The sequence below is a fragment of the Aeromonas sp. FDAARGOS 1405 genome (assembly GCF_019048265.1).
GTDB lineage: Bacteria > Pseudomonadota > Gammaproteobacteria > Enterobacterales > Aeromonadaceae > Aeromonas > Aeromonas veronii_A.
In genome coordinates this window covers 975,509-998,764 of record NZ_CP077311.1, presented here as the reverse complement: position 1 = coordinate 998,764, position 23,256 = coordinate 975,509, and the positions used below count along the sequence as shown (strand labels likewise).

General features: G+C 62.0%; 25 protein-coding genes. 16 read left to right on the top strand and 9 right to left on the bottom strand.

Annotation, left to right across the window (positions count from 1 at the left end):
- Positions 1 to 217 precede the first annotated feature (217 nt).
- Genes I6L35_RS04740 through I6L35_RS04715 form a run of 6 tightly spaced genes read left to right on the top strand, consistent with a single transcriptional unit; the run spans position 218 to position 5,483 of the window.
- Positions 218 to 1,264, top strand: a complete 1,047-nt coding sequence (locus tag I6L35_RS04740) for an ABC transporter substrate-binding protein (protein ID WP_216980244.1) — start codon at positions 218 to 220, stop codon at positions 1,262 to 1,264.
- 10 nt (positions 1,265 to 1,274) lie between these two features.
- On the top strand, positions 1,275 to 2,108 hold the full coding sequence (locus tag I6L35_RS04735; protein WP_216979681.1) for an alkaline phosphatase family protein: 834 nt from the start codon (positions 1,275 to 1,277) through the stop codon (positions 2,106 to 2,108).
- Positions 2,108 to 3,007 (top strand): ABC transporter permease subunit, encoded by a 900-nt coding sequence (locus tag I6L35_RS04730; protein WP_216979680.1) that lies wholly within the window; start codon positions 2,108 to 2,110, stop codon positions 3,005 to 3,007. The genes I6L35_RS04735 and I6L35_RS04730 overlap by 1 nt, the downstream gene beginning before the upstream one ends.
- Positions 3,000 to 3,776 carry an ABC transporter permease gene (locus I6L35_RS04725; RefSeq protein ID WP_005355251.1) on the top strand — a complete coding sequence of 259 codons (777 nt, stop codon included), beginning with the start codon at positions 3,000 to 3,002 and terminating at the stop codon, positions 3,774 to 3,776. Before I6L35_RS04730 ends, I6L35_RS04725 begins: the two co-directional genes overlap by 8 nt.
- A 6-nt stretch (positions 3,777 to 3,782) precedes the next feature.
- Positions 3,783 to 4,790, top strand: coding sequence for an ABC transporter ATP-binding protein (locus tag I6L35_RS04720; protein WP_216979679.1), 1,008 nt, complete (start codon positions 3,783 to 3,785; stop codon positions 4,788 to 4,790).
- Positions 4,791 to 4,829: 39 nt separating this feature from the next.
- Positions 4,830 to 5,483 (top strand): HAD family phosphatase, encoded by a 654-nt coding sequence (locus I6L35_RS04715; RefSeq protein WP_216979678.1) that lies wholly within the window; start codon positions 4,830 to 4,832, stop codon positions 5,481 to 5,483.
- 135 nt (positions 5,484 to 5,618) lie between these two features.
- Here the strand turns inward: I6L35_RS04715 and I6L35_RS04710 are convergent, their stop codons facing one another.
- Positions 5,619 to 7,217: a sensor domain-containing diguanylate cyclase gene (locus I6L35_RS04710; RefSeq protein WP_216979677.1), complete on the bottom strand. Its 1,599-nt coding sequence runs from the start codon at positions 7,215 to 7,217 to the stop codon at positions 5,619 to 5,621.
- An 83-nt stretch (positions 7,218 to 7,300) separates the two neighbouring features.
- Between I6L35_RS04710 and I6L35_RS04705 the strand changes: the two genes are divergently transcribed.
- Together I6L35_RS04705 and I6L35_RS04700 are read left to right on the top strand one after the other, a co-directional pair.
- Positions 7,301 to 7,741 carry a DUF2214 family protein gene (locus I6L35_RS04705; RefSeq protein WP_019445450.1) on the top strand — a complete coding sequence of 147 codons (441 nt, stop codon included), beginning with the start codon at positions 7,301 to 7,303 and terminating at the stop codon, positions 7,739 to 7,741.
- A gap of 131 nt (positions 7,742 to 7,872) precedes the next feature.
- Positions 7,873 to 8,772, top strand: a complete 900-nt coding sequence (locus tag I6L35_RS04700; RefSeq protein ID WP_216979676.1) for a DMT family transporter — start codon at positions 7,873 to 7,875, stop codon at positions 8,770 to 8,772.
- A gap of 66 nt (positions 8,773 to 8,838) precedes the next feature.
- On the opposite strand, the gene I6L35_RS04695 is transcribed toward I6L35_RS04700, so the two are convergent.
- The 3 genes from I6L35_RS04695 to I6L35_RS04685 form a co-directional block, all read right to left on the bottom strand.
- Positions 8,839 to 9,465, bottom strand: coding sequence for a glutathione S-transferase family protein (locus I6L35_RS04695; protein ID WP_216979675.1), 627 nt, complete (start codon positions 9,463 to 9,465; stop codon positions 8,839 to 8,841).
- A 106-nt stretch (positions 9,466 to 9,571) separates the two neighbouring features.
- Positions 9,572 to 10,840 carry an O-acetylhomoserine aminocarboxypropyltransferase/cysteine synthase family protein gene (locus I6L35_RS04690; protein ID WP_216979674.1) on the bottom strand — a complete coding sequence of 423 codons (1,269 nt, stop codon included), beginning with the start codon at positions 10,838 to 10,840 and terminating at the stop codon, positions 9,572 to 9,574.
- Between the two features lie 150 nt (positions 10,841 to 10,990).
- Positions 10,991 to 11,167: a hypothetical protein gene (locus I6L35_RS04685; RefSeq protein WP_005355239.1), complete on the bottom strand. Its 177-nt coding sequence runs from the start codon at positions 11,165 to 11,167 to the stop codon at positions 10,991 to 10,993.
- Positions 11,168 to 11,267: 100 nt separating this feature from the next.
- Here I6L35_RS04685 and sgrR point away from each other — a divergent pair, with 100 nt between their 5' ends.
- The 3 genes from sgrR to I6L35_RS04670 are packed head-to-tail and all read left to right on the top strand — an operon-like array spanning position 11,268 to position 14,176.
- On the top strand, positions 11,268 to 12,986 hold the full coding sequence (gene sgrR, locus I6L35_RS04680; protein ID WP_216979673.1) for an HTH-type transcriptional regulator SgrR: 1,719 nt from the start codon (positions 11,268 to 11,270) through the stop codon (positions 12,984 to 12,986).
- A 48-nt stretch (positions 12,987 to 13,034) separates the two neighbouring features.
- Complete coding sequence (locus I6L35_RS04675) at positions 13,035 to 13,430, top strand: thioesterase family protein (protein WP_216952694.1); 396 nt, start codon at positions 13,035 to 13,037, stop codon at positions 13,428 to 13,430.
- Between the two features lie 44 nt (positions 13,431 to 13,474).
- The gene (locus I6L35_RS04670; RefSeq protein WP_216954488.1) at positions 13,475 to 14,176 is read left to right on the top strand and encodes a hypothetical protein; all 702 of its coding nucleotides are present in this window, start codon (positions 13,475 to 13,477) and stop codon (positions 14,174 to 14,176) included.
- 44 nt (positions 14,177 to 14,220) lie between these two features.
- Here I6L35_RS04670 and I6L35_RS04665 read toward each other — a convergent pair whose 3' ends face one another.
- The 3 genes from I6L35_RS04665 to tyrS all read right to left on the bottom strand — a co-directional run bounded on the left by I6L35_RS04665 (position 14,221) and on the right by tyrS (position 17,303).
- Complete coding sequence (locus tag I6L35_RS04665; protein WP_216952695.1) at positions 14,221 to 14,961, bottom strand: lipase secretion chaperone; 741 nt, start codon at positions 14,959 to 14,961, stop codon at positions 14,221 to 14,223.
- Entirely contained in the window at positions 14,958 to 15,869 is a 912-nt protein-coding gene (locus I6L35_RS04660; protein ID WP_216980243.1) for a triacylglycerol lipase, read from the bottom strand. The genes I6L35_RS04665 and I6L35_RS04660 overlap by 4 nt, the downstream gene beginning before the upstream one ends.
- A 168-nt stretch (positions 15,870 to 16,037) precedes the next feature.
- Positions 16,038 to 17,303, bottom strand: coding sequence for a tyrosine--tRNA ligase (gene tyrS, locus I6L35_RS04655; protein ID WP_216979672.1), 1,266 nt, complete (start codon positions 17,301 to 17,303; stop codon positions 16,038 to 16,040).
- A 145-nt stretch (positions 17,304 to 17,448) separates the two neighbouring features.
- Between tyrS and I6L35_RS04650 the strand changes: the two genes are divergently transcribed.
- Complete coding sequence (locus tag I6L35_RS04650; RefSeq protein ID WP_216979671.1) at positions 17,449 to 18,258, top strand: helix-turn-helix transcriptional regulator; 810 nt, start codon at positions 17,449 to 17,451, stop codon at positions 18,256 to 18,258.
- A 7-nt stretch (positions 18,259 to 18,265) separates the two neighbouring features.
- Here I6L35_RS04650 and I6L35_RS04645 read toward each other — a convergent pair whose 3' ends face one another.
- The gene (locus I6L35_RS04645) at positions 18,266 to 19,045 is read right to left on the bottom strand and encodes an ABC transporter substrate-binding protein (protein ID WP_216952698.1); all 780 of its coding nucleotides are present in this window, start codon (positions 19,043 to 19,045) and stop codon (positions 18,266 to 18,268) included.
- Positions 19,046 to 19,154: 109 nt separating this feature from the next.
- A complete protein-coding gene (locus tag I6L35_RS04640; RefSeq protein WP_216979670.1) occupies positions 19,155 to 20,321 on the bottom strand; it encodes a hypothetical protein in 1,167 nt (388 codons plus the stop codon).
- Between the two features lie 613 nt (positions 20,322 to 20,934).
- Between I6L35_RS04640 and I6L35_RS04635 the strand changes: the two genes are divergently transcribed.
- From I6L35_RS04635 to I6L35_RS04620, 4 genes are all read left to right on the top strand, one after another.
- Positions 20,935 to 21,459 (top strand): GrpB family protein, encoded by a 525-nt coding sequence (locus I6L35_RS04635; protein ID WP_216979669.1) that lies wholly within the window; start codon positions 20,935 to 20,937, stop codon positions 21,457 to 21,459.
- A 59-nt stretch (positions 21,460 to 21,518) separates the two neighbouring features.
- Positions 21,519 to 21,806, top strand: a complete 288-nt coding sequence (locus I6L35_RS04630) for a hypothetical protein (protein WP_216979668.1) — start codon at positions 21,519 to 21,521, stop codon at positions 21,804 to 21,806.
- A gap of 82 nt (positions 21,807 to 21,888) precedes the next feature.
- Complete coding sequence (locus tag I6L35_RS04625) at positions 21,889 to 22,386, top strand: GNAT family N-acetyltransferase (protein WP_216979667.1); 498 nt, start codon at positions 21,889 to 21,891, stop codon at positions 22,384 to 22,386.
- A 4-nt stretch (positions 22,387 to 22,390) separates the two neighbouring features.
- Entirely contained in the window at positions 22,391 to 23,245 is an 855-nt protein-coding gene (locus I6L35_RS04620; protein WP_064335209.1) for a GyrI-like domain-containing protein, read from the top strand.
- Positions 23,246 to 23,256 lie beyond the last annotated feature (11 nt).

The following is a 23,256-nucleotide window of genomic DNA, read 5'->3' as shown; positions in this document are numbered from 1 at the left end:
CTAATCTTGGCTGTGCGGGCTGGCTTAGCCCTTGTTGGTTCAGCCCTTACTGGAGTAGTCCAGCCTCACTCGGGTTCAGAGTTGTAACTGCTGTGGATGACAGCGCCATGACAGGGTGATTGTCATCAAACTGCCATCAAAACGCCCCGCGACCGTCACAATTCCCCTCTAGCATCCCTCTCGAACCTTAACTGACCTAGTCCAGAGGGATGGAATGATGAAAAGCGTGATCGCAAGTGCACTGGCCCTGGTGGCCGTCAGCCAACCACTTTTTGCAGCCGAGAATATCGCGGATCTCGAAAAGGCCGCCCGCGGCGAAGGCCAGCTCCACAGCATCGGTATGCCCGACAGCTGGGCCAACTGGAAGGATACCTGGCAGCAGCTGGGCAGCATCTACGGCATCAAGCATCAGGATACCGACATGAGCTCGGCGCAGGAGATCGCCAAGTTCGCCGCCGAGAAGGCCAATGCCACCGCCGATATCGGCGATGTGGGCGGCGCCTTCGGTCCGGTTGCGGTCAAGCAGGGTGTTACCCAGCCCTACAAACCCTCCACCTGGGCCGATATTCCCAACTGGGCCAAGGATGCGGACGGTCACTGGATGCTGGCCTATACCGGCACCATCGCCTTCCTGATCAACAAGGATCTGGTCAAGGCCGCCCCCACCAGCTGGCAATCCCTGCTGGGTGGCGACTACAAGGTAACGCTGGGTGATGTGGGTGTTGCCTCGCAGGCCAACAACGGCGTGCTGGCCGCGGCCTATGCCACCGGCGGCAGCGAGAAGAATCTCAAGCCTGCGCTGGAGCTGTTCGGCAAGCTGGCCCAGCAGGGCCGTCTGTCGCTGAACGACCCCACCATAGCCAATATCGAGAAGGGCGAGGTGGAAGTGGGGGTGCTGTGGGACTTCAACGCCCTCAACTACCGCGACCAGATCGACCCCAAGAAGTTTGAGGTGGTGATCCCGAGCGACGGCTCCGTCATCGCCGGTTACACCACCATCATCAACAAGTGGGCCAAGAACCCCAACGCCGCCAAGCTGGCGCGGGAATACATCCTCTCCGATGCCGGTCAGATCAACCTGGCCCGTGGCTATGCCCGCCCGATCCGCAGCAACGTTGCGCTGCCGGATGACGTGAAGGCCAAGCTGCTGCCGGCCGAGCAGTATGCCAAGGCCAAGCCGGTGCAGGATCACGCCGCCTGGGAGCAGAGCTCCAAGGCCCTGCCGCGTCAGTGGCAAGAGAACGTCATGATCTACATGCAGTAAGGAGCGGCCAGTGCAACACAAGGTGATAGTGGTACTTGTGGATGGCCTCTCTGCCGGGGTAGCCCATGGGATGGGCTACCTCGCAGGCATGGTGGAGGCGGAGCGCGGTCTCTATACGACCTTCAGCTGTGCCCTGCCATCCCTCTCCCGGCCTCTCTACGAGTGCATCCTGACCGGTGTACCGCCGGTGGCGAGCGGCATCACCCACAACGGGGTGAGTCGCCTCAGTCTGCATGACTCCATCTTCCATCTGGCCCGCGCCGCGGGTAAACGCACCGCAGCGGCGGCCTACCATTGGGTGAGCGAACTCTACAACCGCAGCCCCTGGCTGGCTGCCCGTGATCGCTTTACTCACGATGAGCAGTTGCCCATCCAGCACGGCTGCTTCTACTGGGATGACAACTATCCCGACAGCCATCTGCTGATGGATGGGGAATGGCTGCGCAGCCAGTACGATCCCGATTTTCTGCTGATCCACCCGATGGGGGTGGACGATGCGGGCCACAAGTTTGGCCTCGATTCCCGCCAGTACCGCAATCAGGCGCGCCGCATGGACAGCCTGCTGGCCGATCTGCTGCCCCAGTGGCTGGCTGAGGGATATCAGGTGGTGATCACCTCGGATCACGGCATGAACAACGATCTGAGCCACGGCGGCACCCTGCCGGAAGAGCGCACCGTGCCACTCTGGCTGTTTGGCGATGCCTTTATCGAGCGCTGGCCGGATGGGGTGGTGATCGCCCAGACCCAGCTCTGCGCCCTGATGGCCGATCTGCTGGGGGTTTCCCACGACAAGCCGGCAGCGCCACCGCTGCTCAAGGCGGCCTTTATGCGTGAGGTGCACTGATGATGCCTGCAACCACCGAGATCCTCGCGGATCAACCTGTGGCAACCAAGCAGAAGGTGCGCCGCCACTGGCTGCCCGCGCTGGTGCTGCTGCCGTTTATCCTCTTGATGATCCTGTTCCAGCTCGCTCCCATGGTGTGGGTGCTGGTGGGCAGCTTTCAGACCCCAGATGGTTGGGGCCTTGACTACTACCGGGAGATTTTGAGCTCCCCCTTCTACCTGCAATCGTTCGGCAACTCGTTGCGCATTGCCGGTATCGCCAGTCTGGCGGGGCTTGCCATCGGCACCCTCGGGGCGGCGGCGCTGCGCCACAGCGGCGAGCGGGTCAAGCGGGTACTGTTGGCCTTCGTCACCATGACTGGCAACTTCAGCGGGGTGCCGCTGGCATTCGCCTTTATCATCATTCTCGGCATCAACGGTGCGGTGACCCTGCTGCTGAAATCCTGGGGATTGATCGACGGCTTCAACCTCTACTCGGGTAGCGGCCTTATCCTCATCTACACCTACTTCCAGATCCCGCTCGCTCTGCTACTGCTCTATCCGGCGTTCGATGCGCTGCAGGATGAGTGGCCACAGGCTGCCGCGCTGCTCGGCGCGAGCAAGGGACAATATGTCTGGCACGTGGCACTGCCGGTGCTGACACCTGCGCTGCTCGGCACCCTGATCATCCTGTTTGCCAACGCGGTGGGGGCTTATGCCTCCGCCTACGCCCTCACCACCGGCAACTTCAATCTGGTGACCATCCGGGTGGCCAGTCTGGTCTCCGGCGATATCTTCCTCGAACCCAATATGGCGGCGGCGCTGGCGGTGATCCTGATGGTGCTGCTGGGGGTAGTGACGGCCGCCAACCAGTGGCTGCTGAAAAAGAGCTATGTGAACAAGGGGCAATCCCATGCATGATTTGACGCCGCGCTGGCCCAAGTGGGTGCTGGGTGGGCTGGTCGCCACCCTGCTGCTGCCGCTGCTGGCCACGTTTCTCTACTCCATCTCCACCCGCTGGGGGGCGACCCTGCTGCCGGATGGCTTCACCCTCGACTGGTATCTCAAGCTGTGGGGCGATCCGCGCTTTCTGGCGGCGTTTGGCCGCAGCCTCCTGGTCTGCTTCGCCACCCTGCTGCTGGGGACCCTGGTGCTGGTACCGACCGTGCTGGTGGTGGCTTACTACTTCCCAAAGCTGGATCCCTGGATGAACCTGTTGATCCTGCTCCCCTTCGCGGTGCCACCTGTGGTCTCGTCAGTGGGGCTGCTGCAGATCTACGCCGATGGCGTTCTGCCCATCATCGGCACGCCGTGGATCCTGATCGGCACCTGGTTCACCGTGGTGCTCCCCTTTATGTATCGGGCGCTGGCCAACAGCCTGCAAGGGGTACCGCTCAGGGATTTGATGGATGCCGCCCATCTGCTGGGGGCCAGTAGTCGGCGCGCCTTCCTGCTGGTGGTGATCCCTTGTCTGCGCAAGGGGCTGCTGGCGGCGCTGTTTCTCTCTCTCTCCTTCCTGCTCGGCGAGTTCGTGTTTGCCAACATGCTGGTGGGCACCCGTTACGAGACCCTGCAGGTCTACCTCTACAACATGCGCGCCACTTCTGGCCACTTCACCAGTGCGCTGGTGATGAGCTACTTCCTGCTGACCCTGCTGCTCACTTGGGCGGCCAATAGATTTCATCGGTGATCCAAGATGTTTCATTTAGAAGTCAATCAGTTGCATAAATCCTACGGCGATACGCCGGTGTTCGAGGGGATCGAATTCGGCATTCGCAAGGGGGAGCTGGTGACCCTGCTCGGCCCCTCCGGCTGTGGCAAGTCCACCTTGCTGAGGGCGCTGGCCGGGCTCACTCCGGTGGATGGCGGTCAGGTGCGGGTGGCCGGTGAAGATATCACCTGGCAGGAACCCCAGAAGCGGGGCATTGGCATGGTGTTCCAGAGTTATGCGCTGTTCCCCAACATGACGGTGTGGGACAACGTAGCCTTCGGCCTCAAGATGAAACCCCAGCCGGGGCGGGAGCTGGCGGCCAGCGTGAAAGAGGCGCTGGCGCTGGTGGAGCTGACCGGTTTCGAGCGCCGCTATCCGGCCGAGCTCTCCGGCGGCCAGCGCCAGCGGGTGGCGCTGGCCCGGGCTCTGGTGGTGCAGCCACGGATCCTGCTGCTGGACGAGCCGCTCTCGGCGCTGGATGCCCGCATCCGCCGCAGCCTGCGCCAGCAGATCCGCGAGATCCAGCAGCGCCTCGAGCTCACCACCATCTTCGTGACCCACGATCAGGAGGAGGCGCTCACCATGTCGGATCGGATCTTCCTGATGAACAAGGGCTCCATCGTGCAGAGCGGCACGCCGGAGCAGATCTACACCCGCCCCGCCAGCGAGTTTGTGGCAAGCTTTATCGGCAACTACAACCTGCTTGGCGCAGAGCAGGGCAAGTCGCTGTTTGGCCCCCGTTTTCAGGGCAAGCTGGCGCTGCGGCCGGAGTCCATCACCCTGCTGCCCGCAGGGGCGACCAGCAGCGAACCCAGCCTGCCCGGCATCATTCGCCAGCAACAGCTGCTCGGCAACGTGATCCGCTATCAGGTGGAGTGCGAGGCGGGGCTGTTAACGGTGGATTGCCTCAACCGCTCGGCTGGCGATTTGCTGGCCACCGGCAGTGCCGTGACCCTGGTAGTGGCCTGGGATCAACTCTGTGAGGTAGCATGACGCCTCGTTTCATTTTCGTTGTTACCGCAAGGAGCCCTCATGGCACTGGCACTGTTTGATCTGGACGAGACCTTGATTGCCGGGGATTCCGCCAGCCTCTGGCTGGAGTACATGGTGGCCGAGGAGCTGGCCCCCGCCAGCATGATCGCCGAAGAGCAGGCGATGATGTCCCTCTACCATCAGGGCAAGATGGATATGCACCAGTACATGGCCTTCACCCTGCAACCGCTGGCGGGCAAGACGCGCCAGTGGCTCGACTCGCTCTGCACCCGCTTTGCCGAGCAGGTACTGCGCGATCGTATCTATCCGGAGGGGTTGGCACGTATCGAATGGCACCGCCAGCGCGGTGACGAGCTGGTGCTGATCTCCGCCTCCGGCGAGCATCTGGTGGCCCCCATGGCGAAGATGCTGGGGATGGATCACTGTGTCGCCATTTTGCTCGATGAGGAGGAGGGGATGCTGACTGGCCAGACCCGCGGCACCCTCAGCTTTCGTGAAGGCAAGGTGGCCCGCATCAACCAGCTCTTTGCCGGCAGGGACCATCTCTGGCAGGGGAGCTTTGGTTATAGCGACTCTCACAACGATCTGCCCATGCTGCGGGCGGTGAGCCATCCCCATGCGGTCAATCCGGCCCCCGCGCTGCGTCAGCAGGCCGAGGAGCTGGGCTGGCCGGTGTGGGTGTGGCAGCGCTGAGTTGTGCGCTCAAACAGGCTCAATACACGGCAAAAATAGCGATATAAACAACAGAGAGAGGCCGTTGCCTCTCTCCTGTCTTCCTTTCCTGGTTGCGTTCATTCTGTCTCCCGCCACGATGACCGCCGAGTTGGCTCAAGGTGAGGAGGCCTCTTCCATCTGACCGTTGCCACGACGCTGGGGGAAGCAGATACGATTTTTCCCCTCCCGCTTGGCCTGATAAACCCCGCTGTCGGCCAGCTCTATCAGCTCCTTGGCCGAGAGTCCGGAGTGACTCAAGGCCACCCCACCGCTGAGGGTAATGGTCAGTTCCGGCTCTCGCCACTCCAGTTGAGTGACTGCGAGTCTGAAGCTCTCCAGCAGTGAGGCAACCTCATTCATTTGCATCTCCAACCGCAAGATCAGCACCAGCTCCTCGCCACCGTAGCGGCAGAACCAACCCCACTGGTCAAACATTTTCATGCCCAGCTTGCTTACTCGCCTGAGGACTATATCCCCTGTCTGGTGGCCAAAGGTATCGTTGACTTGTTTGAAGTTATCGAGATCGAACATCACCACGAGGAAGGGGGTGCCACTGCCGAGCTGTCTTTGCAGGCACTCGTCGAAGAAACGGCGGTTGTAAAGACCGGTAAGCTTGTCCTGATTGGCTTGCTGGCGGATCTGGGCAAAATCCTGGCTGGCGGCATCCATCTCTTCATAGACCTTGGCCAGCTCCAGCATGCGGCTACCATGATAGGCTTTACCGCCAGAACGACTGGTGCGGATCAGCAGGGTAATCTCTCCCAGCATGCGACGGAAATAGCGGGACCAGAGCAGTGCCAGCAGCAGATAGAGAATGCAGGCGAGTGCAATCATCAGCTGCACGTTGATGGAGACGCTGTCGATCACCTGCTGCATGCTGGCAGTCGGCTCGACGCTGAGCAGGATCCAGCGCTGCTCGGGGATGCGGTAGTAGGAGACCATCAGGCCGCTGGCATCATCGAGGAAGAAACCCTGCGGCTGTTGCATGTGTGCCAGCCATTCAAGATGGGTGAGCGGCTTGAATACCCGTTCGCGATCCGGATGGGCCAGCACCAGCCCGTCATGGTTGAGCAGGAGCTGATAGCCATTACCCAGATGGTGACTCTGCTCATGCCGACTGTTGAGCCAGCTGGCGAGGGGGGTGAGCTGGGTATCCAGCGAGAGTACGCCAACCCGCTTGCCGTCAGGATCTTCAATCACCCTGGCCAGCGCCATGGTGAGAGTGCCCAGGGTGTAGTCGTAATAAGGATCAGTCCAGACAATCTGTCCGGGATGGCTGGCGGCCAGCAGATACCAGGGGCGGGTTCTGGGATCGAACTTCTCGTCGGCCTGCCAGGAAGGGTGGATCAGCATCTTGCGATGCTCGGTGCCCACGTAGACGTAATCGAGCTCCATCACCTTGTGATAGGCCTGCCACTGTTGCAGGTAGCGCTCGCCGTTAAGGATCTCCGAGCCGCTGAAATCCTGATAATTTACCTGCTGATAAATGAGCGTAAACTGGCGTTTGAGGGTCGCCAGATAGGGTTCGATCAGGGTATGGAAATACTGGGTGTTGCGAGCAATCAGGTTCTGTTGCTGCTCGTGGCGCAGGGTGCGCTCCATATGCAGGTAGTAGATAGTGCCGAGCAGCAACACTGGGATAAAGAGCAAGAGGAGGCCCAGCCGCATGCGGGTGATCAAAGACCAAGTATTCTTGGGCTTGGCGGGGGACATGAACAGATCCTTTTCGTCTCGGGTGACACCAGCATATATGATGCTGTGCGGCTCGTCTAAAGGCAGAAAATGAGATGTTTCCGATGTTGAACCACACTCTGCTCTCAATGATTCATTATGGCAGCATAGCGGTGCTAATCCTTGCCCTCTGTGTCGAGTATCTGATCTTTCGGCGCGGCCTGAACATGCTGCGAGTGCGCCGCTTGCTGCTGGCAGATGGGGTGGCGGCGCTGGCGCTCTTCTCCATCTTTGCCACCGGGAGTCTGCTGGCCCTCGAGCATGCCAGCTCGGTGGCAGAGATCTTTGCCCATCCTGCCCACGGTCTCAAGATGGGGCTGTTTCTGCTGATTGTCGGCTCCCTCGTTTATCCCAGCCGCCTCTTCTATCGCTGGCGTCGCGCCCTGCGTCTGGGCAAGGCGCCGATGATCTCCATTCAGCAGCACTTCCGGGTGGTGTGGATCCTGCGGGGCAATCTGCTACTGATTGCCCTGTTGGCCGTGTTCACCAAGCCCTCGCTGCTGTAACACTCGCGGTGCTCAAAAGCAGTGCGATGCAGAGCGTTGAGAGCGAAGACAAAGAGTGGAGACAAGAGGATAGGGAGGCGGGTATCTTGGATCGGATAACCCGTCACGCGCCGATTTAAGGAAGAATCGCCATGCGCTCCAATCTGATGTTGCTGATGGCTGCCACCATCTGGGGTATGGGCTTTGTCGCCCAGCGCCTCGGGATGGATCACATGGGGCCCTATACTTTCAATGGCCTGCGCTTTCTGCTCGGCGCCCTCTCCCTGCTGCCGCTGCTCTGGTGGCTCAAATCCCGACAACCTGTTGCCGTCGCGGGCGACCATCGCCAACTGCTGATCGGTGGTGTGCTGGCCGGGCTGGTGCTGTTCTGTGCCGCCTCCCTGCAGCAGGTGGGGCTGCTTTATACCACTGCCGCCAAGGCCGGTTTCATCACCGGGCTCTACATCATTCTGGTGCCGGTACTGGGGCTACTGCTGCGCCACAAGAGTGGCCTCAATACCTGGATCGGCGCCATCATCGCGCTGGCCGGTCTCTATGTGTTGAGCGTCACCGACGAGTTCACCATCGGCTTTGGCGATCTGCTGCAGGTGGTCGGCGCCCTGTTCTGGGCCGTGCACCTGCTGCTGGTGGATCACTACTCCAACCGGGTTGCCCCCATCAAGCTCGCCGGGGTGCAGTTCGTGGTCTGCGGCCTGCTCAGCCTCGCCACCGCCGTTGTTATCGAAACCCCGACGTTAAGCGGCGCAGTGGCCGGTTGGCAGGCGCTGCTCTATGCCGGGCTGGTGTCGGTCGGGGTGGGTTATACCCTGCAGGTGGTAGGGCAGCGGGGTGCTCATCCGGCCCACGCCGCCATCATCCTCAGTCTGGAGACCGTCTTTGCCGCCGTGGGTGGCGTATTGTTGCTGGATGAAACGCTGGACGAGCGCGCCATTGCCGGTTGTGCCCTGATGCTGGCGGGGATGCTCATCTCCCAGATCCGGCTGCGCTGGTGGTGGAAGTCGCGCCGGGACAAAGTGCCAGCGACCAAGTAAACCGCAGCCCGCAGCATAACAAAAACGCCCCGACAGTCGGGGCGTTTTGCATGATGGCGACTCGGGTCAGGGGCGCTGATCCAGCTCGCGCTCCAGCTCCATGGCCTTCTGACGGGCCGGATGGGTATTGAGGCGCTGCCAGTAGGCTTGCAGGTGCGGGAAGTGGGCCAGCTGACCGCTTTGCGCCAGCAGATCCACCAGGAAGGAGTTCATGATGTCGGCGCCGGAGAGGCGATCCCCCACCAAGTAGCGGCGATTCGCCAGTACCTCATTGAGGTAGCCCATCACCTTGGCACACTCCGCCTTGGCGTAGTCCGGCAGGAAGCGCATCGGGCTGCCATCCTTGCGCACAAACATGTCGAGCAGCAGCGGCAGAATGCCCGAGCTCTCGGCAAAGTGGAGCCACTGCAGATATTCGGGATAGTCGGGGCTATCTGGTGCCGGTGCCAGCCGATCGGCGGCGTAGCGGGCGATCAGGTACTCGGTGATGGCGCCCGATTCTGCCAGTACCCGGCTGTCGAACTCGATGACCGGCGACTTGCCGAGGGGGTGGATGGCTTTCAGCTCGGGCGGTGCCAGAAAGGTCGCGGCATCGCGCTGATACGCCTTGATCTCATAGGGTTGACCCAGCTCTTCGAGCAGCCAGATGATGCGTTGGGAGCGGGATTTGTTCAGGTGGTGCAGGACTATCATAAGGACCTCGATTCGGTGGCAGGATGAGGTGTACGAACGGGCGAGGGGGGCGGTTCACCGGCAGTAAAAAAAGAGCGGGCTGATGCCCGCTCGCTCAACGTCCAGCTTAGGCCTCCAGCGCCTGATCCAGATCCGCCAGAATGTCCTCGATCGCCTCGATCCCGACCGACAGCCGGATCATCTCCGGTTTCACCCCGGCCTTGGCCTGCTCCGCCTCGCTCAACTGGCGATGGGTGGTGGAGGCCGGGTGGCAGGCCAGCGACTTGGCGTCGCCGATGTTGACCAGCCGCTTGAAGATCTTGAGTGCATCGTAGAAGCGCACGCCTGCTTCATAACCATCTTTCAGACCGAACGAGAGGATGGCCGAGGGGCGACCGGCCATGTACTTCTCTGCCAGCAGATAGTGAGGGTGACCCGGCAGACCGGCGTAGCTGACCCAGGCCACCTTGGGATGATGCTTGAGGTGATGGGCGACCCGCAGGGCGTTATCGACGTGGCGCTCCATGCGCAGGCTCAGAGTCTCCAACCCCTGCAGCAGCAGGAAGGCGTTCATCGGCGCCAGCGCCGCGCCGGTATTGCGCAGCGGCACGGTACGCACCCGACCGATAAAGGCGGCCGGGCCAAAGGCCTCGGTGTAGACCACCCCGTGGTAGGAGGGTTCGGGTTTGGTGAGCTGAGGGAAGCGTTCGGCGTGATCCGCCCAGGGGAACTTGCCCGAGTCGACGATGACGCCACCCAGCGAGTTGCCGTGGCCGCCGACATATTTGGTCAGGCTGTGTACCACGATGTCGGCGCCATGTTCGATGGGCTTGCAGAGCACCGGGGTGGCGACCGTGTTGTCGACGATGAGCGGCACACCACGGGCGTGGGCGGCCTTGGCCAGCGCGGCCAGATCGACGATGTTGCCCGCCGGGTTGCCGATGCTCTCGCAGTAGACTGCCTTGGTCTTGTCGTCGATAAGGGCGGCGATGGCTTCGGCGCTGTCATCCTTGGCGAAGCGCACCTCGACCCCGAAACTAGGCAGCATGTGGGCGAACAAGGTGTAGGTGCCGCCATAGAGCTGGGGCGTGGAGACGATGTTGTCACCGGCGGCGGTCAGCGCCTGAATGGCGTAGGTGATGGCGGCGGAACCTGCCGAGACCACCAGCGCGGCGATGCCCCCTTCCAGCGCGGCCATCCGCTGTTCCAGCACATCGTTGGTGGGGTTCATGATGCGGGTGTAGATGTTGCCCGGCACCGCCAGATTGAACAGGTCCGCCCCATGCTGGGCGCTCTCGAACTCGTAGGCCACCGTTTGGTAGATGGGCACGGCGACGGCCTTGGTGGTGGGGTCGCTGGAAAAGCCGTGGTGCAGGGCCAGGGTCGCATCTTTCATCACACACTCCTTGTTGGATGTTGCTTATGGCATTTATAGATGGATAGACGTCCAATCTATCAGGCCCGTGGCCGATGTAAACAGCAAGATCCGGCAAAGCAATGTCGCCCGCAGGGGATGCGCGTCCCGAGTGGTTGGTATGGCCCGCACTCAGAGACGACGGCGATACTCCTTGTCATCGATCTGGTTCATATCCCACTGCATCAGGCGGTTGAGCTGCTGCATGGGATCTTCGATAAGTGGCAGCGGGCGCGGCAGGATCCGCTTGAAGTAACGGCGCAAGGTCTGCTGGATCCGGTTCGGTTTGATGGGGTTGGCGTGGCTCATGATGGTGCTCCTCTGCTGTGGTTCTCACGTTCATCAGCAGTATTGAGCTAAAATGCGGAAGTAAAAACTGATGACTTACAGCAACTGGATTTCCTCTTTTATGCCGACCAGTCGCCTCTACCAGCAATTTCAACGACTCGCCCAGCTGCTTGGCAGCGATGAGCGGGAGATCAGTCTCGCCGAGGTGGCGGATCTGCTCTGCTGCACCCCGCGCAACGCCCGCCTGCTGCTGCGGCGGATGCAGGATCAGGGCTGGCTCAGCTGGTCGGCGGAAGCGGGGCGGGGGCGGCGCTCCCGGCTCTCCCTGCTCGACAGTCAGGAGAGCCTGACCCGGCGCCGCTTGCGGGATCTGCTCAGTCAGGGCCAGCTGGCGCAGGCGGTGCGGCTGGCCGAAGATCGCCTCGATCTGCTCACTCCGTTGCTGATAGAGCAGCTCGGTCAGGCCACCCGCGAGGGGCGCCAGATCCTGCGGGTGCCCTACTATCGCCCGCTGCCGCAGTTGCTGCCCTCCGGCCCGATGCGCCGCTCCGAAATTCACCTGAGCCGCCAGATCTTCAACGGTCTCACCCGGCGAAATGAGGAAAATGGGGAAATCGAAGGGGATCTCGCCCACCACTGGGAGTGTCTGGGCCCCTGCCACTGGCGCTTCTACCTGCGCCCGGCGGTGCGCTTTCACCACGGCCGCGAGCTGGTGGTGGAAGATGTGATGGAGAGTCTGCAGGCCCTGCGGGATCGCCCGCTGTTTTCCCATCTGGTTCGGCTGGAGAGCCCCTGGCCGCGCACCATGGATCTCTATCTCGACAGCCCAGATCCCTGGCTGCCCCACCTGCTGGCCGAACCGGTGGCGACCATTTTGCCGCGAGAGCTCAAGGGGGAGGCGGGCTTTGCCCTGCAACCTGTGGGCACAGGCCCCTACCGGGTGGCCGCCAACGATCCCCTGCATCTTTGCCTTGCGGCGTTTGACGACTACTTCGGCCTGCGCGCCCTGCTCGACGAGATCGATATCTGGATGCTGCCGGAGCTGGCGGAGCGACTGGAGACCCACCTGCAGCTGGGACGCGACAGCCCTGAGCTCGGCACCATGCGCGGCGAATCGGAGCTGGAGTCGGGCTGCTACTTCCTGCTGCAGGACGATCGTTCCGGATCCTTGCAGGATCCCGCCCTGCGCCAGTGGCTCGGCCAGTTGCTCAATCCGGTGGCTCTGATGGGGCGGGTCGCCCCCGAGTTGCAACGGGGCTGGACCAGCGCCCTCGGTCTGCTGCCCCACTGGCGCGAAGCGCTGCCCGCGCCCTTGCCCAGACCGGCGCAGTTGCCGACGACCTTGGTGCTTGCCTGCTTCAACCAGCATCTGGAGTTCAACGAGTGCGCCAACGCCATGAGCAGCCTGCTGGCCGAACAGGGGATCCGGCTCGAGGTGCGCACCCTCGATTACGGCCGCTGGGTGAGCGGCGAGGATGAGGATGTGGATCTCTGGCTCGGCACCCTCAACCTCGAACATGACGGCCCCTTTGCCCCCTACGCCTGGTTGCAGGGCACCCCGTTGCTGCGCAAGGTGTGGAGCAGTCAGCATGAGCTGTGGCAGGGGTTGATGCAGTGGCGCGCCAGCGGTGAGGAGCCCGGCCCGCGCGCCCTGCTGGCAACTGTGCAGCAGCAGAGCTGGTTTGTGCCGCTGTTTCACCACTGGCTGGAGCTGGAGAGCCGGGTCGGCGTGCACGGGGTGCGGATGACAGCGCTCGGCTGGTTCGATTTTCGCAGCGCCTGGTTGCGGCCGGAACTGGCTGTCAGCACTTGGGATAAGACGGGGAGGCTTGAGTCCTGATGCGGGGCGCGTTAGCCTGAGCGCGGTTCAATGACAAGGAGTCAACCCATGCTGGAAATGCAGATCCAACCCCGCTTTCAGGAGACGGATGCCCTCGGCCATATCAACAATACGGTGCCGGCGGTCTGGTTCGAATCGGCGCGGGATCCCCTGTTCCGGATCTTTTCCCCCGATCTGGATGTGCATAACTGGCATCTGATCATCGCGGGCTATACGGTGCAGTTCAAACGGGAGCTGTTCTACGGCCAGCCGGTCACCATCAAGACCGGCGTGCGCCGCATCGGCACCAGCTCATTTACGGTCTGGCAGGAGGCCTGGCAGGGCGGCGAACTGGCCGTCACCGCCGAAACGACCCTGATCCATTTTGACTACCGGACCCGCCAATCCCTGCCCCTGAGCGATGTTCACCGGGAAGGGCTGCGGGCCTGGCTGACAGAGAGTTAACCACGGGCCGGATGGCCCATCACAGGAGTGTTATGTACAACTCAATGCGCAACACAGCGATCGCGCTGACCCTGGGATTCTGCTCCCTCCCTTCTCTGGCCGCTTCTCTCGCCGAGCAGTTTACCCTGATGGAGAAGGGGGCCGAGAGCGCCCTCGATATCCGTCAATTCAGCCATGACGGCGTCGATATCAAGGCCTGGATCGATGGCGCCCCCGTCATCATCGCCGTGCCCATCATGAACGAGCTGGGCAAGCTGGAAGGGGAGAGCCGCTACTACTTCAAGGGCGGCAAGCTGTTCGGGGTCAAAGAGCCCGCCGCCCAGTTCGCCTTTGACGACAGCGGCAAGCTGACCCAATGGCTGGACGAGAAGGGCCAGCCCGCCGAGTTTGTCAGCAAGATGAGCATGCAGCAGCGTCAGGAGTGGCTCACCAAGCGGGCCGCCGAGCTGAGCAAGCTGTTCGCGCCGAGCGCGGCCGAGCAGAGGGCGGCCAAGGGTGGCGTCAAGCTGAAGGGGGCGGATCTCGCTCACTGGCTCTGCAACGGCAAACTGATGGATCTTGCCCATGGCGACAAGGTGATCTTCGAGCAGGATAAGCTGAAGATTGGCGAGCAGGGGATCGAGGGGGAAGTTTCCCTGCGTCAGGATAAGGGGTGGCAGGAGTTGAGCCTCAAGTGCGAGGTGCAGGGCACTCAGGTGACCCGCCTCACCTGGCAATCTTTACCGGCAACCAACAAGCCGCAATAAGTGCACCACAGCAAGGGGCCCATCGTGGGCCCCTTGTCATTGGCTCATTGTTCCCCCAGCTTGAGCCGGGTGAGCGCCTCGACCCGGCGCCACTGTCCGGGTTCGAACCAGCGGGCCAGCAGCTCCTGTTGCTGTTCGGCCCGGGCCTCGTTCGGCAGTTGCCTGAGTTCGGCCAGAAAGCCGCTGAGCTGCTCCTCGAACCCTTGCCGGTTCTGCTCCAGCTGGCGCATCCGATCCACTGCTTCCGGCCCCCCCGTCTCCAGCAGCAGGGCATCCCGTTTGGCTGGCTCCATCTGTGCCAGCTCTTGCAACTCTTCAAGCAGGCGGCTGTTGGCCTCCGCCTCGCGAAACCAGCCCGGTTGCTCCGCCAGCCAGAGATCCAGCTCGCTGGCCAGCTGCGACTTGTCGCTGTCTCTTGCTTCCGCCAGCGCCCTGCGGCGCAGGGTCAGCTGCTCCATCAGTCGATCCTCGGCAAACAGCTGGGCCTGCTCGGCCGGGGTAAAGCTCTGCTGGCGCAGCTGCTCCCGCTCGTCAAACAGGATCTGCAAGCTGGCGAGGGAGATTTCGGTGGGAACCGTCAGGCTGCTCTGGGCGGAGACAAAGGTGCGATAGCGCGCCTGCAGGGCATCGGCGGCCTCCTGCTCGGGATCGTGCGGGTGGCTCTGTGCATGCTGATTGGTTTGAGCCTGTGATGAGTCTGCCGTCGGTGCTGTGGGCCAGAGCAACACCCCGCCAAGCAGCAGGGTGATGGCGCAGGGCACGACGAGCAGGGTGGCTATCTTCATAGTCCCAGCTCCTTGAGACGGTTGGCATGCTGGCGATAGAGGGTGACCGGATCGGTCTCGAACAGATGGTGGATGCCGAAGGACTGGTTCACTTCGTCCAGATGGTTCATCCGGTAGTCGGTGCCGATCACCTTGCCGAGGTGGCTGCTGCAGACCCCGACCAGTCCGTCATTGGGCTCCTTGAAGAAGGCGCCGGTCAGCGCCAGCGCAGGATCCACCGGATCCAGCAGATTGGTCAGGTTGCCGCGCCCGCTCCAGGAGAAGTAGTAGACGCCGTTACTGGCCTGCATCGGCCCCTCGCCGCAATAGCGGCTGGGCAGCCCCTCCGGGTAGCGCTGGTTGAACTGGCTGGCCCCCTTGCTGGTGAGAGCATCGAGAGCGGCGACCGGATCTTGCGGCAGCTGGCTCCCGCCCGAGAGCAGTGAAATCATGCCGGAGAGGGCGTGGGCTGCGGCGGCCGCCAGCTTCTCGGCGGCCGAGCCGGGGGCGGCATTGGCCCGCACCAGATCGGCAATCTCTGAGCCGTAGTTGACCCCGCCGATGCTGGTGGCGGAGGCGACCAGCTCGGGGGCGACCGAAGCGACATAACGGATGGTGGGGCCGCCGTGGGAGTGGCCGATCAGATTGACCTTCTCGGCGCCGGTGGCCGCCAGCAGCAGCTCAATCTGGGCGAGCAGCTGTTCGCCCCGTTGCTCCGAACTGGCGGTGGCCGACACTTGGGCCACGTAGACTTTGGCACCATCCCGGCTCAGGGCCTGGGGAATGCCGTAGAAGTAATCGACCCCGAGCAGCTTGTCGAAGCCGAACAGGCCGTGCACCAGCACTATGGGGTAGCGGGTCTGGGTGTATCCGCTGGCGTGTGCCAGCATGGGCAGGGTGCAGAGCAGCACCAGAAGCCATCTCTTCATCATCAGCATCCTTGTTGATTCGTGAGGAACAGATTGTGTGGCGTACTCCATGTTCGCCGGTGCCAGTATGGTGGCTGCTGACGGGAGAGGCTGTGAGGGGGATCGCAACTCGGGAGTCAAAAGGGATTCATGGTGTGGGCGGGGAGGCTGTGCTCCCCGCCCTGCGGCTTATTGCCACGCCACCAGGTGATACTGCTTCTTGCCCCGGCGCAGCAGCAGGTAGCGGCCAAACAGCCGATCATCGGCACTCAGCTGTTCATCCTGCTTGATCACACCATTGAGACTGATGGCGCCCGCCGCCAGCAGCTCGCGGGCGATGCGTTTGGAGTTCGCCAGACCGCAGCTGACCAGCAGGCTGACCAGATCGGTCTCGCCGCTGACGGTGCTGCTCGGCATGCCATCCTGCGCCAGCTGGGCCAGATCGCTCTCGCCGAGGCGGGTCACGTCGCCGCTAAACAGCAGCTCGCTGATGCGCTGCACCGCCGCCAGCGCCGCCTTGCCGTGTACCAGCTCGGTCAGCTCGTTCGCCAGCACCTGCTGGGCCTGCTTGCGCCCCTGCCGCTTCGCATCTTCCGCCTCCAGTGCATCAATCTCGCTCAGCGACATAAAGCTGTAGTAGCGCAGGAAGCGGTAGACATCCTCATCCGCGGTGCCGAGCCAGAACTGGTAGAAGGCGTAAGGGGAGGTGAGCGCCGGATCGAGCCAGACCGCGCCCCCCTCGGTCTTGCCGAACTTGGTGCCGTCTGCCTTGGTGATAAGGGGCAGGGTCATGCCGTGTACCTGCGCCTGATGGAGGCGACGGGTCAGATCCATGCCGCTGGTGATATTGCCCCACTGGTCGTTGCCGCCAATCTGCAGGGTGCAGCCGAGCCGCTGGTGCAGCACCGCAAAGTCGTAGGATTGCAGCAGGGCGTAGGAGAACTCGGTGAACGAGATGCCCTGATCCGGGCGAGCCAGCCGCTGGCGCACCGATTCCCGCGCCAGCATGGCGTTGACCGAGAAGTGCTTGCCGATATCCCGCAGAAAATCGAGGGCGGACATCTGCCCCATCCAGTCGCCATTGTTGACCAGTTGCGGGGCCGACAGGCCCTCATCGGCGGGCAGCAGCGCCCTGATTTGGGCCGACAGGCTGGCGACCCAACCCTGCACGGTATCGGCACTGTTGAGGCTGCGCTCGGTCGCCTTGAAGCTGGGATCGCCGATAAGGCCGGTTGCCCCGCCCACCAGTGCCACCGGGGTGTGGCCCGCCAACTGGAAACGGCGCAGCATCAAGAGCGGCACCAGATGACCGATATGCAGGCTGCCGGCGGTGGGATCGAACCCGCAATAGACGGTGCGCGGGGTGGCAAGATGATCGGCCAGGGCCGCCGGGTCGGAATTCTGGGCCACAAGGCCGCGCTCGGTCAGCTCATCGAGCAGGTGGGGGTTGATCATGGGTTCTCCAACAACAGGGGAAAAGCCGTCATCCTCGCCGTTCTGGCTGGTGGCGGATATGTCCCCTGAGGGACAGTTTTGCCACTCTCGTGCTAGCATTCAGCCATAGCGGGGAATCGCTCCCCGTCACCGGAAACGTGCCACCATGACCCAGCCATTCACCACAGATGCCTTGACCCGCAGCATGACCGAGGTGGTCGATGCCCTGCACAGCAGCGCCTTTGCGGCGGCGCTGGTGCGGCTGATCCAGCAGCAGGTGGCGTTTGACTGTGCCCTGCTGCTCGGGGTGGGGCAGCGGCCCGTCTACCTCTACGACAACCTCAACCATCAGCGGGCTCTGCTCTTTGATCGCTACCTCACCAGCCACTTCAGTCAGGATCCCTTTATGCAGGCGCTGGAACAGGGCTTGCCTGCCGGCGTCTGGACCCTGGCGCAGGTCTCCCAAGGGCGGCTCGATCCCGAATATCGCCACCACTTCTATCAGGCCACCGGCTGGCAGGAGGAGGTGGGGCTGATCCTGCCGGTGCGGGACGGGCTGACGCTGATGCTATTTCTGGGGCGACTCGACAAGCGCAGTACCCTCAGCCGTGACGAGTTGGCGAGGCTGGAGCAGCTGTTCCCGCTGGTACATTCGCTCTGTCGTCAGCAGTTGCAGCAGAGCCAGCCGTTGCTGGCCCAGAGCGCGGCGATGCCAGATAGCATCAGCCTCCGGAGTGCGGTGGAGCAGGCGATGGCGAGTGTCGGGGGGGATTTGCTCACCCGGCGCGAGCGGCAGGTGGCGGAGTTGCTGCTGCAGGGATTGGATACCGAGGCGATTGCCGCGGAGCTCGGGATTGGCAGCGGTACGGTGAAGAATCACCGCAAGCACCTCTACGGCAAGTTGCGGCTCGGTTCGCGGGCAGAGCTGTTTCATCTCTTCCTCAACCATCTGATCACCACAGAGGGAAGAGGATGAACCGGGGTTACTCGATCTTCGGTAGCGGCTTATCGCTTTGGGGAAGGTTACTGAGCCGCTGGTAGCGTTCCATCAACTGCCGGTATTCGCTACCGAGACGAACCTGATCGAGGGCTTGTTGCAACCGGGCGACCTGCTGCCGATCCGCCCGCGGGTTGAAAGCAAAGCAGTTGTCCTGTTCCTCCAGTACTGCGACAGAGATGAAATCTTCCGCGGCAAATCCCAGAGCTTTCAGTTGATGGAATAACATCACCTCGTTGCCTGCTACCAGATCTGTACGGGCCATGATGAGCTGGCGTACCACCTGCTCCATGCGCTCCACCGCCATCATGTTGCCCGGGCTGATGCCGCGGTTGAGCAGTAACTGCTCCCCCACGTCAGCCTGCATTACCCCTACCTGCAGTTTGGCCAGATCCCCCTTGCCGGTCACTCTGGGGGCATCCTGTTTTCGTCCGACCAGCGTCACTCGCGAGTGGCTGATGGGGCAAACCCATAGGAAATGGGGATCACGCTCTTTGGTTCTGGCGGTGGTAAAAAGAACGGCCTCCGGTTGCTGGGTCAGCAGATACCAACCGCGGGCCCATGGCAGAAATTGGATCGGTTGCTCCGGCTCCCCCAGCTCGCGCCACATCAGCCGCAGCAGCTCAACTGCCAGCCCGATGGGCTTGCCCTCCTTGTCCAGCCCGTTGAGGGGCATGTTCTGCTCCGAGTAATAGATAAAGGCGGACCGTGCGGGGAAGCTGGTCAGCAGGAGCAGGGCGATAAGGGCCGCGAGCAGGGATCGCATGGCGCACTCCTTGTGCAGGGAATTACCTATCAGTCTATGTGTCCTTGGCCGGAAGTTCATAGTCGGGTCGCGGATACCGCGACAGGCCACCTTGCGGTGACCTGTCGGTTTATTTTAGCAGGGCCTCCATCTCCGCCTCTGCCTTGGCGCGAGCCTCGGCTTCTGCTGCTATGGCGGCATCGGTGGCGCTCTCTCCGGCCGTATGGGGGGCGGCACTGCTTACGGCCTGTTTGGCAGGAACGACAACAGCCTTGGTGGCCTCTTGCGTCGCGGTCGCAGCGGCGCTGCTGACGGCTTGCTTGGCAGGAGCGGCAACGGCCTTGGTGGCTTCTTGCGTCGCGGTCGCAGCTGCGCTGCTGACGGCTTGTTTGGCAGGAACGGCAACGGCCTTGGTGGCTTCTTGCGTTGCGGTCGCAGCGGCGCTGCTGACGGCTTGCTTGGCAGGAGCAGCAACGGCCTTGGTGGCTTCTTGCGTCACGGTTGCGGCGGCGGTGCTGACGGCTTGTTTGGCAGGAGTGGCAACGGCCTTGGTGGCTTCTTGCGTTGCGGTCGCAGCGGTGCTGCTCACCGCCTGTTTGGCGGGTGCAGTGACTGCGGTGGTTGCAGTGCGGGTAAGAGCGGTCGCGCTTTGGCTTACCGCTTGGGTGGCCTGCCCTGTGGCGTTGGCGGCTGCGCCGCTGATGGCCTGGCTGGCGCTGTTGGTCAGCGAGCCGGTGACGCCGCGAGTCACTGTGCCCAGCGCGCTGCCAAGGGAGAAGGGGGAGGCGCCACTCTGACTGGTTGCCGTACCGGTCAGGGCATTAGCCGCCGGGGTGAGCTGGTTGGTGGGGGTCTGCCAGCCCTGCATGGCGGTTGGCCAGGTCGGTGCCGTGCCCGCCAGATTTTCGCCGAAGGTCAGGGTGGTACCATCCCCTTTTTGCAGCAATACAGACATCTGGTTGGTTTGCGAGTTCCACACCATCCCCGCCTGCTTGGCGATATCCGGCACGGGCGCATACTCGGAGACCACATAGAAAAGCGGCCCCTCCTGCTGTAACTTGTCGGCCGTCTTGAGCAACTGCATGGTGCTGTCGTAGTTGGGGCCAAGGATAGCGGTCATCCGCTCCTTGATCAGGGGTTGTTCGAACAGATTGACCTCGTTCGGGTCAAAGCCGACCAGCGGCTTGAGCAGGGCCCACATCAGCTGGCTGGTGGGGCTCATCATCAGCAATGGAGCAACGCAGGCGGACAACATCAGGCTCAGGCAGGCAGCCTTGAGCAACGGCATGATACGCATTGGGATAATATCCAAATAACGATTTGATAAATAAGGTTATATTTTGTCAGGACGTGACAAATTCACCGGGAGTTTGCGCGTGGCAGCGAGAGGCTGCCCACAGGCGCTGGCAGGCTACCATATTGGTTCCACAATGCCAGCAGGCTGTATGATTATCCGTCAAGTAAACTCGGGCCGGGTTGCTGGTCTGAGTGAGCCCGCTGGCCTGGTGTGCTCAGGGATGGTGTTGCCAGTAGCCAGATGGTCGCAGGATACGAAGATGATTTGAGGGGATCAGCGAGGCTTTTCTTGATCCAGCTAAAGACATAGGCGTGATCCCTGTCGCATAATGCAGCTCCTTTCTACTCTTGGCTGGAACCTAAGAAATGGCTCGTCGCTCTTCCAATGCACAACGTCGTCGCAGTAGCTGGTGGTACAAACGCCTGTTGGCAAGGGAGCGGCAAGAGCGCGAAGCGCGTTCTGTCCGGGATTGATAACGCATTGAAAAACGGAGCCTCGGGCTCCGTTTTTGTTGCTGGTCATTTGTCGTGTAGCTGGCCGTCTGGTTATCTTGTCCAGCCATCGCATACCCTGTTGCCCGATGCCATCGGCAATTATCCAGAGAGCTAAAATCGTGAGAGTCGACGTTGTATCCTACAACCCTCAATGGCCAGTCCACTTTGTGGCGGAAGAGACCCAACTGCGCAGTGTGCTGGATCATTGCCTGCTGGCTGTCCACCACATTGGCAGTACCTCGGTCCCTGGTCTGGCGGCCAAGCCCATCATTGACATCATGCTGGAGGTGTCATCACTGGATCGGCTTGATGAGCAGAACGGGCAAATGGAGGTGCTGGGTTATGAGGCGATGGGGGAGTGCGGGATTGCGCGTCGCCGCTATTTCCGCAAGGGGGGTGATGAGAGAACTCACCAGATCCACGCCTTCTTGCAAGGGGATGACCATGTGCGCCGCCATCTGGCCTTTCGTGACTATCTAAGAGCCCACTCGGCTGCATGCAGGGAATACGCCGAGTTGAAGCAGGCGTTAGCTGCGAGCTGTCAGCATGATATCGAGCGTTACTGTGCGGGCAAGAATGCCTTTGTGAAAGAGCATGAGACGCGCGCGCTGCGGTGGTTGGCTGGGCTGGGGCCTGCTCTCTGAGCGAGCGTGTATGCAACGGAAAACGGGGCCTGATGGCCCCGTTTTGTTGCTGATGGTTTTTGCCAGCTAGTGAGTCGGCGCAGCAAGGTGACCAGTGCCAGCTCGACCCGCTTGGCGTAATCAATGTCGGCCTGCTAGAGGAGATCGAGCTGGGCCGCATCGATGGCGTTATTCTCCACATTGATGAGGGCACGCATCAGGTGCGCAGCAAGGCTGTTGTTGTCGACCACGGGGCATCACTGTCGCTGTGCAGTGTTCTTGCTGTTATGGTTTTTCTCCTCGCAGACACAGAACCGGTCCAGAGCGTTGCCCAGCGATGGGTCAATCGCTTTTTCATCGCCCCTTGATAGGCAAGACAAATAGGTGCAGGTGGGGGATGTGTAACCACGTCGGATATTGCATGATGAAGGCTTCGAGAAGGAGCCTCATATGCGTATTTCTATTCGTCATGCCGAACCCGCAGATGCCCCCGCCTTGCGGGATCTCTACGCCATGCCCAATGCCCAGGCGGGCACCTTGCAGCTGCCTTTTCCGACCCTGGGGGTATGGCAACAGCGGCTGGAACAGAGTGGAGTGGTGTCACTGGTCGCTGAGGTGGAGGGGCAGTTGGTGGGCCAGATCTCCTTGCACGTAGAGCCCAATCCGAGACGCAAGCATGTGGCCGGGATTGGCATGGGGGTACGGGATGACTGGGCCGGCAAGGGGGTTGGATCTGCCCTGATGGCTGCGGCGCTTGATCTGGCCGATAACTGGCTCAACCTGCACCGGATTGAGCTGACCGTCTATACCGACAATGAGGCCGCACAGGCGCTTTATCGCAAGTTCGGTTTTACCGAGGAGGGGCGAGCCCGTGACTATGCCTTCCGCCAGGGGCGTTATGTGGATGCGCTCTATATGGCCAGAGTGGCGGGGAGCGTCAGTCGCTAACGGCATGGTCGATTATCAGGCCAGATTGCGCCCGGTGATCCGGGCGCTGGAGCAGAATCCCGAGCTCTGCCTCAGTGAGGCGGCCAGTCTTGCGGCGCTCTCCAGCTATCACTTTCATCGGGTCTTTACCGCCGTCACCGGTGAAACCCCGGCCGAGATGCAGCGCCGCCTGCGGTTGGAGCGGGCTGCTCGCTCTCTCTGCTACAGTCGCGACCCGATCACCGAGATTGCCTTCTCGGCCGGTTTTGCCAGCTCACAGGCCTTTGCCAAGGCGTTTCGCAAGCAGTTTGCCATGGCACCGGGGATGTTGCGCCGCCAGCCGTCACTCTTGCAACTGAGCAAGAATGGACACGCGGCTGCCCGGGTCTCTGATTATGCTGAAGGCCGTTCCAGTGAAAGGAGGCTACAGATGAAAACCGAACAGATGGCTGCGCGCACTCTGGCCTATATCCGGGTCACCGGCCCTTACGGCATAGGCTATGAGCCGGTGTGTGACCAGCTCTATCAATGGGCTGTCGGGTTGGGCTTGGCCGAAGGGGAGTGGATCTTCATCTACCACGACAACCCCGAAGTGACGGCTCCCCAGCAGTGCCGCACCGATATTTGCGTCACCGTGCCGGCGGGGACCAAAGGCCGCGGCAATGTGGAGATCCAGCAGCTGGCGGGCGGCCGCTATGGCCAGTCACGTTTTACCGTGACCGACCCGGCCCAGTACCCCGCACTCTGGCAGCAACATATCGGTGAGGTGGTAGCGGCCGGTTTCGAATTTGATGATCGACCCTGTTTCGAGCTCTATCACAGCTTCGATCCGCTGACCAAGGTTGCGGATGTGAGCTTTTGCTCCAGCCTAAAGGGTTAGGGCACAACAAG

Excerpts from the sequence above, each read along its gene's own strand:
- I6L35_RS04740 (WP_216980244.1), top strand. The coding sequence starts at position 218 with ATGAAAAGCGTGATCGCAAGTGCACTGGCCCTGGTGGCCGTCAGCCAA.
- I6L35_RS04730 (WP_216979680.1), top strand. The coding sequence starts at position 2,108 with ATGATGCCTGCAACCACCGAGATCCTCGCGGATCAACCTGTGGCAACC.
- I6L35_RS04725 (WP_005355251.1), top strand. The coding sequence starts at position 3,000 with ATGCATGATTTGACGCCGCGCTGGCCCAAGTGGGTGCTGGGTGGGCTG.
- I6L35_RS04720 (WP_216979679.1), top strand. The coding sequence starts at position 3,783 with ATGTTTCATTTAGAAGTCAATCAGTTGCATAAATCCTACGGCGATACG.
- I6L35_RS04715 (WP_216979678.1), top strand. The coding sequence starts at position 4,830 with ATGGCACTGGCACTGTTTGATCTGGACGAGACCTTGATTGCCGGGGAT.
- I6L35_RS04710 (WP_216979677.1), bottom strand. The coding sequence starts at position 7,217 with ATGTCCCCCGCCAAGCCCAAGAATACTTGGTCTTTGATCACCCGCATG.
- I6L35_RS04705 (WP_019445450.1), top strand. The coding sequence starts at position 7,301 with ATGTTGAACCACACTCTGCTCTCAATGATTCATTATGGCAGCATAGCG.
- I6L35_RS04700 (WP_216979676.1), top strand. The coding sequence starts at position 7,873 with ATGCGCTCCAATCTGATGTTGCTGATGGCTGCCACCATCTGGGGTATG.
- I6L35_RS04695 (WP_216979675.1), bottom strand. The coding sequence starts at position 9,465 with ATGATAGTCCTGCACCACCTGAACAAATCCCGCTCCCAACGCATCATC.
- I6L35_RS04690 (WP_216979674.1), bottom strand. The coding sequence starts at position 10,840 with ATGAAAGATGCGACCCTGGCCCTGCACCACGGCTTTTCCAGCGACCCC.
- I6L35_RS04685 (WP_005355239.1), bottom strand. The coding sequence starts at position 11,167 with ATGAGCCACGCCAACCCCATCAAACCGAACCGGATCCAGCAGACCTTG.
- sgrR (WP_216979673.1), top strand. The coding sequence starts at position 11,268 with ATGCCGACCAGTCGCCTCTACCAGCAATTTCAACGACTCGCCCAGCTG.
- I6L35_RS04675 (WP_216952694.1), top strand. The coding sequence starts at position 13,035 with ATGCTGGAAATGCAGATCCAACCCCGCTTTCAGGAGACGGATGCCCTC.
- I6L35_RS04670 (WP_216954488.1), top strand. The coding sequence starts at position 13,475 with ATGCGCAACACAGCGATCGCGCTGACCCTGGGATTCTGCTCCCTCCCT.
- I6L35_RS04665 (WP_216952695.1), bottom strand. The coding sequence starts at position 14,961 with ATGAAGATAGCCACCCTGCTCGTCGTGCCCTGCGCCATCACCCTGCTG.
- I6L35_RS04660 (WP_216980243.1), bottom strand. The coding sequence starts at position 15,869 with ATGAAGAGATGGCTTCTGGTGCTGCTCTGCACCCTGCCCATGCTGGCA.
- tyrS (WP_216979672.1), bottom strand. The coding sequence starts at position 17,303 with ATGATCAACCCCCACCTGCTCGATGAGCTGACCGAGCGCGGCCTTGTG.
- I6L35_RS04650 (WP_216979671.1), top strand. The coding sequence starts at position 17,449 with ATGACCCAGCCATTCACCACAGATGCCTTGACCCGCAGCATGACCGAG.
- I6L35_RS04645 (WP_216952698.1), bottom strand. The coding sequence starts at position 19,045 with ATGCGATCCCTGCTCGCGGCCCTTATCGCCCTGCTCCTGCTGACCAGC.
- I6L35_RS04640 (WP_216979670.1), bottom strand. The coding sequence starts at position 20,321 with ATGCGTATCATGCCGTTGCTCAAGGCTGCCTGCCTGAGCCTGATGTTG.
- I6L35_RS04625 (WP_216979667.1), top strand. The coding sequence starts at position 21,889 with ATGCGTATTTCTATTCGTCATGCCGAACCCGCAGATGCCCCCGCCTTG.
- I6L35_RS04620 (WP_064335209.1), top strand. The coding sequence starts at position 22,391 with ATGGTCGATTATCAGGCCAGATTGCGCCCGGTGATCCGGGCGCTGGAG.